Below are 13,574 nucleotides of genomic sequence, written 5' to 3'. Positions count from 1 at the left end.
GGTTGTGCGCGAGTGTCAGGGGCTAACCGCGCCCCGTCACGACGCGGCGCTGCCGGCCGGCTGCGAAGCCGCCGCGACCGGCGCCGCCGCCGCGTCGTCGCCGCCCGTCATCGGCACCATATGGACCTTCACCGGTTCGCCCGGACGCACGCGCTGCGTGCCGTTCACCACTACCCGGTCGCTCGCCTGCAGGCCGCCCGCGATCACGCGCTGGTTGCCGTGCAGCCCGCCGATCTGCACCTCGCGGTAGGCGACCTTGCCCTGCGCGTCCACCACGAACACGAACTTCTTGTCCTGGTCGGTGTTGATCGCCGCGTCGTCCACCAGCAGGGCCGGATGCGGTGCGCTGCCGTCCACCTTGATGCGCGCGTAGAGGCCCGGCACCAGCGTGCCGTCGGCGTTGTCGAAGCGCGCGCGCACGCGGATCGTGCCCGACGAGGTGTCGAGCCGGTTGTCCACCGAGTCGATCACGCCGCTGCGCGAGTAGCCGCTCTCGTTGGCGAGGCCGAGATCCACCGGCGCGCGGTGGCCGTCTCGCACGGCGCCGATGTAGCGCAGATAGGTCTGCTCGTCGGCGTCGAACGAGGCGTAGATCGGCGACACCGAGACCAGCGTGGTCAGCGGCGCGGCCGAGGCGCCGGCCGACACCACGTTGCCGAGCGTGATCTCGGCGCGCGAGGCGCGGCCCGCGATCGGCGCGACGATGCGCGTGTAGCCGAGGTTGATCTGCGCGGCTTCCAGCGCGGCGGCCGCGGCCTTCACGTTGGCGCTCGCCTCGCGCGCGGCGTTCTGCTTCTCGTCGTAGTCGCGCCTGGCGATCGCGTTGTCGCCGATCAGGCGCTGCGCGCGCTGCCAGTCGGTCTGCGCGTTGCCGTCGCGCGCCTGCGCGGCGGCCAGCTGGGCCGCCGTGCGATCGACCTCGGCCTGGTACGGGCGCGGGTCGATCACGAACAGCACGTCGCCCTTCTTGACGAGCGCGCCGTCCTTGAAGTTGACCGACACGATGGTGCCCGACACGAGCGGGCGCACGTCGACGCGCTCGATCGCCTCGAGCCGGCCCGAGTAGGTCTGCCAGTCGGTGATCGTCTTCGACAGCACGGTCGCGACGTCCACTTCCTGCAGCGGCGCGGCCGGGGCCGCCGGGGCGCTCGCGCTGGCGCGGATCACGCCGAACGCGCCGCCGCCGACGGCGACGACGACGGCCAACGCGGCAACCGCGATGCGGGAGCGGGGAGTACGTAGGATGGACATGAAGATCTCCGGTTGCGTTGGAATGGTAGGAATCAGTCGTTGGCGTGGGCCTGGAACCGGCAGGTCAGGAAGCGCACGGCCTCCTGCAGCGCGGGGGCGTAGCCGGCCAGCTCGGCATGCGAGACGTCGGGATAGCGGATCACCTGGGTCAGCACGCCGGCCTCGATCAGGCGCGCGGCGTACTTCTCGGCCTCGACGTGCAGCACGTCGTTCTGGGCCGTGGCGATCAGCGTGGCGGGCAGCCGCGCGAGCCGCGCCGATTCGAGCGGCGCCGCGTAGGGGTGCATGCGCTGCGCCGGCTGGGGCAGGTAGGCGCGATAGCAGGCCGCGCACTCCTTCATGGTGATGTCGGAGGCGAGCTGGCGCTCGTCGCCGAGCCGCGTCATGCTCGGATCGAGCATCGGCCCGAACAGCGCCTGCGCGACGATCGTCACGTCGCCGCGGTCGCGCGCGATGAAGGCGAGGCAGTTGGCGAGCTGGCCGCCCGCGTCGTGGCCGGCCACCGCGATGCGGCGCGGGTTGCCGCCGAACGCGCGGGCGCGGGCCTCGACCCAGCGCGCGGCGCGGTAGGCGTCCTCGGGCGCGGCCGGAAACGGATGTTTCGGCGCCAGCGAATAATCGACCGACACCACCAGCGCCGGCACGCGCTCGGCGAGGAAGCGCGCGGCGAAGTCGGCGTCGGCGAGCGAACCGCGCACGAAGCCGCCGCCGTGGAAATAAAGCACTACTGGCAATCCGGTCTTGTCCGGCCGGCGATAGAGGCGCAGCACGATGTCCTGTGCATGACCCTCGATTTCGACGTCGGAGACCGCGAGCGACGTGCCCGCCAGCCCCGGCGCGGCCGTGGCGGTATTCAGCAGATTGCGAAAACCCGATGCATCCATGAGTGATGCGCGTAAGCGCGTCCATTGCGAGATGGAGCGCATTCTGGGTCCGGCAGACATGAGGATAAATGCCTATAATCCGGCAACACAATTCAGGGGCTTTGAACAATCGACGCACGGGCGTGCGAAAAGCGGCGTCCGACCGACTGATTGAGCCGATCAAACCCGGAGGTAAGCAGCGATGGACCGTCTTCAAGCGATGCAGGTATTCACGCGCGTCGTCGATACGAACAGCTTCACGAAGGCCGCGGAGACGCTGAGCCTTCCGCGCGCGTCCGTGACGACGATCATCCAGAACCTCGAGGCGTTCCTCGGTGTGCGACTGATGCACCGGACCACGCGGCGGCTGTCGCTGACGCCGGACGGCGCCGCCTACTACGAGCGCTGCGTGCGGATCCTGGCCGAGGTCGAGGAGACCGAGGCCAGCTTCCAGATCAACAATCGCAAGCCGCACGGCAAGCTGCGGGTGGACATGCCCGGCTCGCTCGGGCGGCTGGTGGTGATCCCGGCGCTGAACGAATTCCGCGAGCGCTTCCCCGACATCGACCTGCAGCTCGGGCTGTCGGACCGCCCGGTCGATCTGCTGCAGGAAGGCGTGGACTGCGTGATCCGGGTGGGCGCGCTGCAGGATTCGTCGCTCGTCGCGCGCCGCGTCGGCCTGTTCGAAGGCATCACGGCCGCCTCGCCCGCTTACCTGGCGCGCTACGGCGAGCCGCGCAGCATCGACGACCTGGCCGACCACCGCGCCGTCAATTATTTTTCGAGCCGCACCGGGCGCACCATGGACTGGGCGTTCCTGATCGAGGGCAGCGAGGTGGAGGTCAAGATGGAAGGCGTGGTGTCGGTCAACGACGCCGACGCCTACGTGACCTGCGGCATCGAGGGCTTCGGCCTGATCCAGCCGCCGCTGTTCATGGTGCTGCCGCAGCTGCGCTCGGGCGTACTCAAGGAAGTGCTGAAGGACCACAAGCCGCTGCCGATGCCGATTTCGGTGGTCTATCCGCACAGCCGGCACCTGTCGCCGAAGGTGCGCGTGTTCGTGGACTGGATCGCCGAGGTGTTCGATCGCTGCCCGCTGCTGAACGGCTCGGGCCGGCCGCCGCTCGACACGATCTGCAGCAAGCGCACGTTCGAGCAGGCCGAGAGCGCGCCGGTGCTCGATACGCCGGTGATCAGCGAGTGGGTGGCGTAAGCGGCCGGGAGGCGCGCGGCTGATTCGGGCTTGGCGCCGGCGTGGCCGGCGGCATCGGAAGGATCGTAGAAATCGGGCGGATCAGGCAAATCGGCCGGGCGGCCGGACCACCTGCCCGATCGCTATTCACATCGAGACCCACATCGCCGGCAATCCACCGCCGGCATACCGGGGCGGCCTCATGGCCGCCCCGTATTCTTTCCGGCGCCGCTCGCATTCGGCGGCACCTGCCTCCGCTCGATCGACGCTCAATCGAGCAAGGCCAGAATTTCCTCGTACAACGCGCGCGGCACCTTCACGCCATGCTCGCGGCTGCGCGCCCGCGCCGCGAAGCGCCGCTGCGAAGGCAGCCGCGCGCCCTGCGCGGCGATCTCGTCCAGCACGCGCTCGCCGCTCGCGCGGCCGGCCTCGCGCGCGTCGCCGGCGAACACCTCGGGGTCGAACGCCAGCAGCAGTTCGCCGTGATACGGCGAGGCGCCCGCGCCGCCGTCGTATTCGAGCGACTCGGCGCTCGTCAGGTCGCCGATCAGCGCGCCTGCCATCAGCTCCACCATGGTCGACAGCGCCGAGCCCTTGTGGCCGCCGAACGTGCGCATCGCGCCGCGCAGCGCCGCGTGCGGATCGGTGGTCGGCCGCCCCGCCTCGTCGAGTGCCCAGTCGTCGGGGATCGGCCGGTTCTGCCGCGCGTGCAGCTCGATGTCGCCGCGCGCGATCGCGCTGGTGGCGAAATCGAACACGTAGGGCGGCTGGCCGTCCGGGCGCGGCCACGCGAACGCGATCGGATTGGTGCCGAACACGGGCCGCGTGCCGCCCGCCGGCGCCACCCAGGCGTGGCTCGGGCACATCGCGATGCCCGTCAGCCCGTGCGCCGCGATCGCCTCCACCTCGGGCCAGAGCGCCGAGAAGTGATAGCAGTGGCGGATCGTCAGCGCCGCAAGCCCCTGCGCGCGCGCCGCCTCGACCAGCGCCGGCAGCCCCAGTTCGAACGCCGGCAGCGAGTAGCCGCCGTGCGCGTCGGCCTCGATCACGCTGCCGGCCACGCGCCGCAGCGTGGGCACCGCGCGCGGATCGACGCGGCCGCTGCGCAGCGAACGCACGCAGACGATCAGCCGGTAGAGACCGTGCGAATGGCACTCGTCGCGCTGGCCCTGCACGATCACGCCGGCGATCGCGCGCGCGTTCGCGTCGGACATGCCGTGGTGCGTCAGCACGCGGCACGCCAGCGTATCGACCTCGTCGAGCGAGAGGGTCACGTCGTCGGCAATACTCATCAATTCTCTCCAGGCCATGCGTCGGCCTCGTTCGCGCGCCGCGGCGGCCGCGGCGGATTGGCGGCGCGCCAGCAGCACGGCGCGCTCGAAAAAGAACCGCCGCGACGGCCGGAAGCGCCGTCGCGGCTGGCCCGGCAGCGCGGCGGGCAGGCTCATTCGTCGTCGTCGAGCCGCAGCCTGTCGGCGGGTACGCCGGTGGCGGCGCCCCAGTAGTAGATGACGATCGCGATCACGGCCACCACCACGGTATCGAGCGGATGCGTCAGCACGCCGATGCCGCCGAAGCTGCCCAGGTACGACGCGCCGATGATCAGCGCATAGAACGCGATCAGCCAGGCCGACGAGCGCACCTGCTCGCCGAGGCTCAGCTGGTCGGTGGGCACGAAGCGCCCGCAGGCGAGATAGACGAAGAACAGCACGATCTGCAGGCCGAGCAGCCAGGACACCGTGCCCCAGCCCGACCAGTAGACGATCAGCGCCGCGATGATGAACGACACCGGGCCGAGCACGCCGAGCGCGCTGGCGCGGAACGGCCGCGGCAGGTCCGGCGCGGTGCGGCGCAGCGCGGCCACCGACACCGGCGCGACCGCGTAGCTCAGCACCAGCGCGGCCGACACCACGTTGATCAGCACGTCCCACGACGGGAACGGCAGGGTCCAGAACACCGACAGCGCGAGCGTGAGCCACAGCCCCGCGCGCGGGATGCCGGTGGCCTCGTCGATCCGCGTGAACACGCGGAAGAACGTGCCGGTCTTGGCCCAGCCGTAGATCACGCGCGGCGTCGCGTTCATGTAGATGTTGCCGCAGCCGCTCGGCGAGATCATCGCGTCGGCCACCACCATGTAGGCCAGCCAGCCGACGCCGAGCACCGTGGCGATGTCGCGGTACGGCAGCGAGAACGCGTGGTCGATGCCGCCCCAGCCGTGCGCGAGCGTATCGGTGGGAATGCCGCCGAGGAACGCCAGCTGCAGCAGCACGTAGATCAGCGTGGACAGCAGCACCGAAAGGATCAGCGCGAACGGGATCGTGCGCTGCGGGTTGCGCACCTCGCTCGCCACCGAGATGATCGGCGTGAGGCCGAGATAGGCGAAGATCACGCCGCCCGCCGACACCGCCATCTCCACGCCCGACATGCCGAACGGCGCGAAGCCGGCCACCCGCAGGTTGTGCGGCTTGAAGAACACGAACAGCACGACGATCACCGAGATCGGCACGATGAACTTGAACAGGCTGATGATGTTGTTGGCCAGCGCGAAGGTCTTCACGCTCGAATAGTTGAGCCGGAAGAACAGGCAGAGCAGCGCGAACTGCAGCAGCCAGCCGATCGTGGTGGGCGCGTTCGAGCCCGGCACGGTCAGCGACGGGAACCAGGCGGCCGCGTACTGGCGCGCCGCTACCACCTCGATCGCGATCAGGCTCGAGAACGCGATCAGCGTGATGAGGCCCATCAGGTAGCCGAGCAGCGGGCCGTGCGAGAACACCGGGTAGCGCACCACGCCGCCCGCGCGCGGCAGCGCCGCGCCGAGTTCGCAATAGATGATGCCAAGCAGCAGCACCGCGAAGCCGCCGAGCACCCACGAGAACACGCCGGCCGGGCCGGCGATGCTGGCCACGTGGCTCGCGGCGAACAGCCAGCCCGAGCCGAAGATCGCGCCGAGGCCGATGAAGGTGAGATCCGTCAGCGACAGATTTTTCTGGAATTTGCCCTGGTTTTGCATCAGGCGTGTCTCCTGCCATGTTGGCCGTGCGCTCGCGGGCGCCGGCGGGTTGCCGCGGTGGACGTCGTCCGCGTGCCGTGCTACTTCGTGGCGAGCCGGGTCACGTACCGTGGACGGCGCCACGGCCGGGCCGCGATCGATGCGACCACACGCGGCTTGCCGTGAGAGGAACCGCGTCGGCCGGCTTGCGTTCGGTCGACGTCCGGCTGCGGCGGATCAGACGAAATGGGCGGCGCAACCTGTGGCCGCCCGGCTGTGCCGGCCCGGCGGTCGGAATTCGCCGGCGCCTGCGCCTCGATCCACGTCACCGGCTCCGGTACACGCGAATCGGGTCATGCTCGCCCCCTCCCGCGGGAAAGTCGGTTCGGTGAGCTGAAGTATCCGTCGGGCAAATCCTGTCCGGCTTGTGATTTTTTGCCGGCGACGGTGATGAAATCAGCACAGCAAGGAACTGTCCGAACCGGCTCACGGAGCGTGCTGAGCAAGGTAAATGGTGGTTCCATCGCCTATCTCCAAAATGCGCACGGAATGCCAGCCGGCTTCGTGCATCGGCGACGTGGCATGCCAACGGAACCGTCGGCGTCAGTCGTTTTACGATGCGACCCCGTCGCCATGCGATGTATTTTTGCAACGCAGCAAACGCGCAACGATTGATGATTCGTGCAGCATCACACTATTGCGCCGTTTGAACCAATGTTGCCGTGCGGCCCACCACGGAGTTCGGCCGTTTTCACTGAAAACCAAGACTGGCAAGGACTTTCTCTGACCCTATTCGCAGTACGGAATTTGATTGTTCCAGCATGGCGACAATTCAATTCGCGTCCATCCCATTTATTGATGCTGCGCTTGCACCTAAATTTCACTCCGTCGCGCAACCAATTGACTGCGCATCCGAATCGAAAAAGGAGTCGAACATGAACCGCATCGCCATCACCCTCGCCGCACTCGCCTTGTCCACCACTGCCGTGTCGGCGTTCGCCGACGGTGGCATCGGCCTGTCGGGCACCTACGGCGACCTGCCGCACGCCAGGAACACCAGCCCGCTGACCCGCGCGCAAGTGCGTGCCGAACTGGCCCAGGCCCAACGCGACGGCTCGCTCGCCGCGCTGCGCAAGACGAACTCGTACCCGCAAGGCGTCGAACTCGCGCAACGCCCGGCGCAATCGGAATCGGGCAGCCCGGCGAGCGAACTCGCCTCGGCCGAACACTGAAACCGGCGGGCCCGCGCGGCCCTGACGGAACCATTCACCGGAAGGAGGTCACGATCATGAACCCGAACGAGCCGAAACCGTCCCAACTCGACCAATGGGATCGCACCGTCCCGGTGTGGATTCCGTTCCGCGCGCAACCGCGCGAGCAGCGCGGCGCCTGAACCGGCGCCAACTCGCCAGCGCGCAGCTCACCGCGCGCCGTGCCGAAATCGAAACCGGCGGCCGCCGCATCGTCTTGATGCCGCGGCCGCCGGTTTTCGGCCGGTTTTCATTTAAGCGCCGGCATGCCGGCACGCCCCGCAACTAGGGTAGCGAGATCTGTTTCAGCTCCTTGGTTCGTTGTTCGGTCACGCTCTTCAAACACGACAACACGATCGCATCACGCAATGAGCCGCCGCTGAAAATGCGGTCCTGCACCTGACAGTCCGCATCCCTGAATTTGATCCATTGCTGTTGCGCCGCCACCAATGCGGTCCGCATCCCGGGCCGGTCGCTATCGGCACTCAGCATGCGGAGCGCCGCTTGGTAGGCCTCGTTCAACTGCGCGTCGGCGCGAACGAAATCGTCGTGCGCACAGACCGCAGCATCACGACCTGATCCATCGTTGCGACAGGGCTCCTCTTGCGCATTGGCAACCAGCGTGAGCGTCACTGCAGCGATACCCAGCAGCGTCGATAAGGCACGCATCTCCATCCGGGAACTCCGAAGAAAACAGCGGGTTTGTTGCGAAATCCATCTCGCCGGCCGGGCTTCGCATTGCATCGCGATCGGCGACGGCTACCGGCCGCGGCGCGGTGTACGCGGCACGCGCTGACCGATCAACCCGTCGAACGCATCAATCGGCCTTGTCGGCGGTGAGCCCCAGGAAGCGGAACGGCTGTGCCGGCTTGAAATCGGCCGACACTTCGCCGCTGAAGGTATTGCGCTGGTCGCGGCCCAGCTCGAGCCGCTCGACCGGCGCGCCGGCCGCAAAGTCCAGCTTCTTCAGATCCACCCAGAACGTGTTCGGCGTCAGCGCCGACTCGAAGAAGTACAGCATGCGCTTGTGATCGGCGACGGTGCGCCAGCGCGTCGACGAGATGTTGGGCTCGTCGTCGGTGGCGATGCCGTACGGCACCGAGACGTTGCGGATCACGCTGAACACGCTCGCGAGCGCGATGGCCGGATCCTCACTCTTCGGAATCGCGTTGATGTAGAACGAGGCGCGCGCGAAGCGATCGGCCGCGCGATTCGTGCCCGGCAGCCAGACCGTGCCGCCGATGCGCTTCCAGTAAGCGTTGAGCGCGAGCTGTTCGTCGAAGCTCGGCGAGTTGGTCATGACCTGGTATTGGCGTCCGTGGTGGATCACCTGCCGGCCGCCGATGTATTCGATGATCGCGCTGTCTCCGCTCGCATCCGACATCGACAGATGCAGCGTGGCGAGCCGCGTCTCGCCGGGCACGTTGTCGGTCACGATCGTGAACGGTTCCTTGCGCAAGGCGTCCACCGCTTCCGCGACGGTCGCGAAGTTGTCGAGCACGTACTGCGCCCAGGCCGCGAGCGTGAGCCCCGGCTTCGCGTGGGCATCGAACGCCGGGTATTGCGATTCGGCGAGCCACAGCAATTCGGCCGCGAGGCCTTTTTCGTTCATGCCGTCGGTGGTGGAAACGTCGTAGCCGGTGGCAACGACGCTGCCGTACTTCGCCACCCATTTCACCGAGTTCGGGCCGGCCTCGCCGGTGCGCGCGATGCCGCGCGGCAGGATGTAGAGATTCGTCGCGACGTCCTGCTTCCAGTCCATCGACCGGGCCGTGATCACGTCGCCGTTGTCGCCGAGATAGACGACACGCGTGCAGGCGAGCAGGTCGACCGGCGTGACCGCCAGGGCCACCGCGACTACGAGACAAGGTAAAACCGAATGGAAAGAGCAGCGCATGGACACTCCGAGGCACTGGCGCGCGAGTTCACGACGAGTTTCCAGCATACAACACGGAAGCAACGCCGAAGAGTCGCACTGTGCGGTGAATTGCTTACTCCGCCTTGACAGAGCCAAAATGAGCGAACTTCGCCCACAACTAGATAAACGCCCCACCCGCAAGGCTCTACCGTCTGGTGTGCATGATGCATGCGCGCCAGCACTTCATGGCCAATTCAGCAACAATCAGCATCACCATTGCCAGTTTTGCCACCCATCCTGGCCTGCGCATCGATCGAAAATGAGAGAGGCAAATCTTCCTCACTCATTTTCAAGAAATAATCAGCACAATCAACTTGACTAGCATTTCGTCGAAACATACATTGATTCGCTATCTCAGTGAAACGCAAAAACAAAATCAGGCACCCTGCTTATCATGGACCGACTCGCAAACGCCACTTACAAAAAAGAGGCCAGCATGCAGATATTTCAAGGAAAAATTGAATCACCAAACAGCGAATCCGGAGAGGAGATCACGATCCTCTTCCCGGACCTCGCGAAAATCAACGACCCCGTCACCATCATACGGAAGAGTCGCCCCATTCACCCCAGCCTGCCAGCTCCGCTCGCCAATCAAAAAGGAATAATCAAGAAAATAGAGACACTCGATCCGCTTACAACCATGGAATTCCACGTCGATGGCGATTATATTTTCAAGGCCGAGATCGACCACAGACAGCATCGGCTGATGCTCGAAATAAGCAATAGTCGGAGCCCTGCAGGCGGCTTCGCGCGGGTCAGCCTCGACGCAGTGGCGGGCGTCGACATAGGTTTTTCCGCAACCAGCACGATATTCAACGATACGAACAGCATCTACCATTGCACGCTATTTGATTCGGGCAGTGCCGTTGACGCGAAAACTCGCGTTTTTTATGCGCTTGGGCTGATTGCCGCCGTCGCTGGGGTCGCAACGCTAGGCGCGTCGAATGTCGTTGGCGGTACCGTGGCTGGGGCTGGTCTCGTGCTGGCGGCGGCGGGGGTGCTCGATGCAGAGCTCCCCAATGCCGCCAATCCGCTGCAGAGCATGCTGATCCCCGGCCGGGGACTTTCGCGAACCAGCTACAAGGCACCGCTACCGGACAATAGTGTTTCGATCATCAGCGTCGATTTGAATGACGGCCGCCACCTGGTCGTCAAGACGGCAACTTATGAGAACCTGGGGGAAAATCCAAGGCTCATGAGCGAAATTATTGGGAAGCTTGATCCCCAAAGCTGGTCTACTCTGATGGAGCTCGATTTGGGCTCCGACAAGGCCCGCTCGATGGAACCCTATTCGATTGTTGCCATCGACGGCATCCTGATTACGAACGACCAAGTGGGTATGGCTTACAACCCGATGCAGACGTACACTGGCTACCCTGGCGGGACAATGACCAGTTTTACCAAAAATGCACAACAAAACAGATATGATAATCCACGACGATACAATCCGTGGGGCAGCGGAAAAAAGCCTGAACTGAAGGCATTGAAATCCGGCACCGTCATTTTCATCAGCACCAACAGCTCGACGCTAACCTCCTCCGGCAGCAATATAAAAATTCTTGGCTCAGACTACAACACAAAAATGTGGGTGCCGGGAGGGTATCGAGTAAGCTCGGCATCGAATAGCGGAGTCAGGATCAGCGGAGTCACCACGATCGCGGCTTTCGAAAAAGCCATTCTCGACAATCCCAATTATTCAATCTACAGCTGGCACAATGGAAGCGATTATGCCATCGGATACACCGCGGACTCAGACGCACGAATCATCGATTCGAGCGACACGCGGGACAACGTTTACATCAAAATCACCGACGAGAAGGCTTTTTATAGAATAAAGTGACCTTCCTGCAGCGCCACGAGCCAAATTTTGGTCATTGCCGCACCGACGGATTCCTTTCCACCCAGCAAAAACCTCAACCCGACATCATGAAACGCTCATTATCGCTTGCGCTCTTCGTTATCGCGGCTGCCGCCAGTCTTTACGGCGCACCTACGGTTGCGGCGCCATCCAGCATCCTCAAAAAGATATGCTCGAATGCCAGTGGTTCGGTCATAGCGGAGACCGCGCCGACCACCTACGTGGAAAGCCTGACCTTGCAGGACATGAATGCGCAGGTGGCATTCAGCGACAATCAAAGCTTCATCATTCCCGCCAACGGCAATTCGCAGTCGCAGGGAGCACAAGCGGACATGGTTCGATATCTCGCCCGGTACGCCTACCTTACCGGCACACCGGTCAATCTTTGCGTCGGCTTGGGCACAATCTGGGCGGTGGAGATTGATAGTAGCGGCACTGGGGAGAACCGCAGCAGCCTCTTACTGGCGCCGCCTGACACAAATCGCCATCCAAAGTAGTCGCCTCGATCCATCTTCGCGTCACCTGCGCAGCGCACTTTGCGACCATTCCCGGCGGGTTTCGGGTGGATGGCAGCATCGATCCGATACAGGGATAGGGATTCGACCGTGTCGAACGGGCCAGCAGCCTGCCGCTGGCGCTCATCGCCCACGGCAGGAACTGTTTGGGGTGGCCCCGATCGGCACGCTGCCCGCCGGCAGGTCGGTGTGCGTCGCCAAGCAATGCGGCGGCATCGACGCGGCGCGGCCGAGCCATGCACCTCGGCGGGCACGCGCAGCGCCCTGAGCGGCACAATCCCGGCGCGGGCTTGCATGACCAGTTGCAACGCCGCGCCCCACGCCACCGGCTGCCGGCGCGACACCCGCGCGAGATGCACCAGGTAGCCGCGCGCGAGCGCGCGTCGTCGGACGATGAACGCGGTGCTGCGCGGCGCGGCGGCAGTACGGCGCCGCGGCACCGCGATGAACCAGCGGTGGCGCCGCTGGCGGGTCAGCATCAGCGGCGCGTGGAAGGCCATGATGCCGATGGCGGCCGGATGGCCGGCCCTGGCGCGTCGAATCAATCTGCGTTGGCATCCGTTTCGCGCCGGCGGTGGCCACGCCGACCGCCGCCGTTCAACGCGCCGGCACGCCGTCGCGCCACTCGCCCCAGTGCGTGACGATGTCCTGCACGAGCGGATTACCGGCGCGATAGAGATTCTCGGTCGCGATCGTGAAGCCGCCCTGATCCGCGTAGTTCAGCAGGTTGTCGGCACTGGTCTGGCCCGGGTACGGGCGATCGAAGTCCGAGCCCGTGCGCAGCAGCGCCACGCGCGAGAGATCGACGCGCTGCGTGGCCGCCGCGCGCGTGAGCGCCTCGTAGGTCGCGTTGTCCTCCTGCGCGGTCATGCAGTAGGTGCCCTTGCCGTCGGTCAGGATCTTCGTCCACTCGCGCGCGCGTTCGCCGATCTTCGTGCCCGAGAACCACGTATTGCCCGACGACGTATCGCAGCGCACCACCGCCGGCGGACGGTTGGCCGGCGCCGTATCGAACTTCGCGCGCGCCGCCTGCGCCTGCGCGTTGTCGGCCAGCACCACGTTGCGCGACAGCGCGTAGGCCGCGTCGGTCAGCTTCGGGTTCAGTTCGAACACCTCGGTCTTGTAGTCGAGCGGCGGCTTCTGGCTCGGGTTCTTCGTGTTGATGCCGAGATAGCCCGTGTGCCACCCGGCCGGGATCTCGCGCGCGTCGAGTTCCCATTGCAGGCTGAAGTCGACCAGGTAGTGCGACCACGCGGCCGAGCCGACCGTGCCCTGCGCCGGATCGACGCCGGCGATGCCGGAGATCAGGAAATAGGTGCGGCGCAGGTCGAATTGCGGCGAGAACGTCAGCGCCATGAGGGTGGCGGCCGCGTTCGCGTAACCCATGCCCGTCGTCACGACGCAGACGTCCTGGCGGTTGCACTGCACGTTCGGGTAATCGGGCGAGAGCCCCGGCACCTTCACCTGCGTCCACGGGCCGAGCCGGTCGGTCCAGGCCTGCCCTTCCGGGCCGAACATCGTGACGATCATCACCTTCGGCGCACGCGTGCCGGCGGGATGATCCGTGACGTCCTGCGAGGCCGCGTCCTGGGCGACGGACGGGGGCGTGGTACACGCGGCGAGCGAGAAAACGGCCAGCGTTAACAGCGAGCGAGTCAGCATCGTCGTTCCTTTTGAATGGAGTGGTGAGAACGGCTCACGGAGACTGCGGAACAGGCGCGCGATGCCAGGCCCGCCG

11 protein-coding genes are annotated in these 13,574 nt (G+C 65.8%); 4 read left to right on the top strand and 7 right to left on the bottom strand.

Annotation, left to right across the window (positions count from 1 at the left end; genetic code table 11):
- Positions 1 to 36: 36 nt before the first annotated feature.
- Positions 37 to 1,251: an efflux RND transporter periplasmic adaptor subunit gene (locus tag BpN12_RS02125; protein WP_246793633.1), complete on the bottom strand. Its 1,215-nt coding sequence runs from the start codon at positions 1,249 to 1,251 to the stop codon at positions 37 to 39.
- A gap of 32 nt (positions 1,252 to 1,283) precedes the next feature.
- Complete coding sequence (locus BpN12_RS02120) at positions 1,284 to 2,135, bottom strand: alpha/beta hydrolase (RefSeq protein WP_042627149.1); 852 nt, start codon at positions 2,133 to 2,135, stop codon at positions 1,284 to 1,286.
- Between the two features lie 181 nt (positions 2,136 to 2,316).
- Here BpN12_RS02120 and BpN12_RS02115 point away from each other — a divergent pair, with 181 nt between their 5' ends.
- Positions 2,317 to 3,327 (top strand): LysR family transcriptional regulator, encoded by a 1,011-nt coding sequence (locus BpN12_RS02115; RefSeq protein ID WP_246793632.1) that lies wholly within the window; start codon positions 2,317 to 2,319, stop codon positions 3,325 to 3,327.
- A gap of 248 nt (positions 3,328 to 3,575) precedes the next feature.
- Here the strand turns inward: BpN12_RS02115 and BpN12_RS02110 are convergent, their stop codons facing one another.
- Both BpN12_RS02110 and BpN12_RS02105 read right to left on the bottom strand, forming a co-directional pair.
- Positions 3,576 to 4,598 carry an Ldh family oxidoreductase gene (locus BpN12_RS02110; RefSeq protein WP_246793631.1) on the bottom strand — a complete coding sequence of 341 codons (1,023 nt, stop codon included), beginning with the start codon at positions 4,596 to 4,598 and terminating at the stop codon, positions 3,576 to 3,578.
- A 152-nt stretch (positions 4,599 to 4,750) separates the two neighbouring features.
- Positions 4,751 to 6,316: an APC family permease gene (locus BpN12_RS02105; RefSeq protein ID WP_246793630.1), complete on the bottom strand. Its 1,566-nt coding sequence runs from the start codon at positions 6,314 to 6,316 to the stop codon at positions 4,751 to 4,753.
- 914 nt (positions 6,317 to 7,230) lie between these two features.
- On the opposite strand from BpN12_RS02105, the gene BpN12_RS02100 reads away from it, so the two are divergent.
- On the top strand, positions 7,231 to 7,527 hold the full coding sequence (locus tag BpN12_RS02100; protein ID WP_246793629.1) for a DUF4148 domain-containing protein: 297 nt from the start codon (positions 7,231 to 7,233) through the stop codon (positions 7,525 to 7,527).
- A gap of 303 nt (positions 7,528 to 7,830) precedes the next feature.
- Here BpN12_RS02100 and BpN12_RS02095 read toward each other — a convergent pair whose 3' ends face one another.
- Both BpN12_RS02095 and BpN12_RS02090 read right to left on the bottom strand, forming a co-directional pair.
- On the bottom strand, positions 7,831 to 8,220 hold the full coding sequence (locus BpN12_RS02095; protein WP_246793627.1) for a lysozyme inhibitor LprI family protein: 390 nt from the start codon (positions 8,218 to 8,220) through the stop codon (positions 7,831 to 7,833).
- Between the two features lie 142 nt (positions 8,221 to 8,362).
- Positions 8,363 to 9,442, bottom strand: coding sequence for a linear amide C-N hydrolase (locus BpN12_RS02090; protein WP_246793626.1), 1,080 nt, complete (start codon positions 9,440 to 9,442; stop codon positions 8,363 to 8,365).
- Positions 9,443 to 9,857: 415 nt separating this feature from the next.
- Between BpN12_RS02090 and BpN12_RS02085 the strand changes: the two genes are divergently transcribed.
- Both BpN12_RS02085 and BpN12_RS02080 read left to right on the top strand, forming a co-directional pair.
- Positions 9,858 to 11,303 (top strand): hypothetical protein, encoded by a 1,446-nt coding sequence (locus BpN12_RS02085; RefSeq protein ID WP_246793625.1) that lies wholly within the window; start codon positions 9,858 to 9,860, stop codon positions 11,301 to 11,303.
- Positions 11,300 to 11,818 carry a hypothetical protein gene (locus tag BpN12_RS02080; protein ID WP_246793624.1) on the top strand — a complete coding sequence of 173 codons (519 nt, stop codon included), beginning with the start codon at positions 11,300 to 11,302 and terminating at the stop codon, positions 11,816 to 11,818. The genes BpN12_RS02085 and BpN12_RS02080 overlap by 4 nt, the downstream gene beginning before the upstream one ends.
- A 615-nt stretch (positions 11,819 to 12,433) precedes the next feature.
- Here BpN12_RS02080 and BpN12_RS02075 read toward each other — a convergent pair.
- Positions 12,434 to 13,498, bottom strand: a complete 1,065-nt coding sequence (locus BpN12_RS02075; protein WP_246793623.1) for a purine-nucleoside phosphorylase — start codon at positions 13,496 to 13,498, stop codon at positions 12,434 to 12,436.
- Positions 13,499 to 13,574 lie beyond the last annotated feature (76 nt).

Origin of the sequence: Burkholderia perseverans (genome assembly GCF_022870505.1) — a bacterium.
Lineage (GTDB): Bacteria > Pseudomonadota > Gammaproteobacteria > Burkholderiales > Burkholderiaceae > Burkholderia > Burkholderia plantarii.
The sequence above is the reverse complement of the archived record's forward strand: the minus strand, read 5'-3'. Positions and strand labels throughout refer to the sequence as shown.

Coding starts and splice junctions, on each gene's coding strand:
- BpN12_RS02100 (WP_246793629.1), top strand. CDS start 7,231: ATGAACCGCATCGCCATCACCCTCGCCGCACTCGCCTTGTCCACCACT.
- BpN12_RS02125 (WP_246793633.1), bottom strand. CDS start 1,251: ATGTCCATCCTACGTACTCCCCGCTCCCGCATCGCGGTTGCCGCGTTG.
- BpN12_RS02105 (WP_246793630.1), bottom strand. CDS start 6,316: ATGCAAAACCAGGGCAAATTCCAGAAAAATCTGTCGCTGACGGATCTC.
- BpN12_RS02115 (WP_246793632.1), top strand. CDS start 2,317: ATGGACCGTCTTCAAGCGATGCAGGTATTCACGCGCGTCGTCGATACG.
- BpN12_RS02095 (WP_246793627.1), bottom strand. CDS start 8,220: ATGGAGATGCGTGCCTTATCGACGCTGCTGGGTATCGCTGCAGTGACG.
- BpN12_RS02110 (WP_246793631.1), bottom strand. CDS start 4,598: ATGAGTATTGCCGACGACGTGACCCTCTCGCTCGACGAGGTCGATACG.
- BpN12_RS02090 (WP_246793626.1), bottom strand. CDS start 9,442: ATGCGCTGCTCTTTCCATTCGGTTTTACCTTGTCTCGTAGTCGCGGTG.
- BpN12_RS02085 (WP_246793625.1), top strand. CDS start 9,858: ATGGACCGACTCGCAAACGCCACTTACAAAAAAGAGGCCAGCATGCAG.
- BpN12_RS02120 (WP_042627149.1), bottom strand. CDS start 2,135: ATGGATGCATCGGGTTTTCGCAATCTGCTGAATACCGCCACGGCCGCG.
- BpN12_RS02075 (WP_246793623.1), bottom strand. CDS start 13,498: ATGCTGACTCGCTCGCTGTTAACGCTGGCCGTTTTCTCGCTCGCCGCG.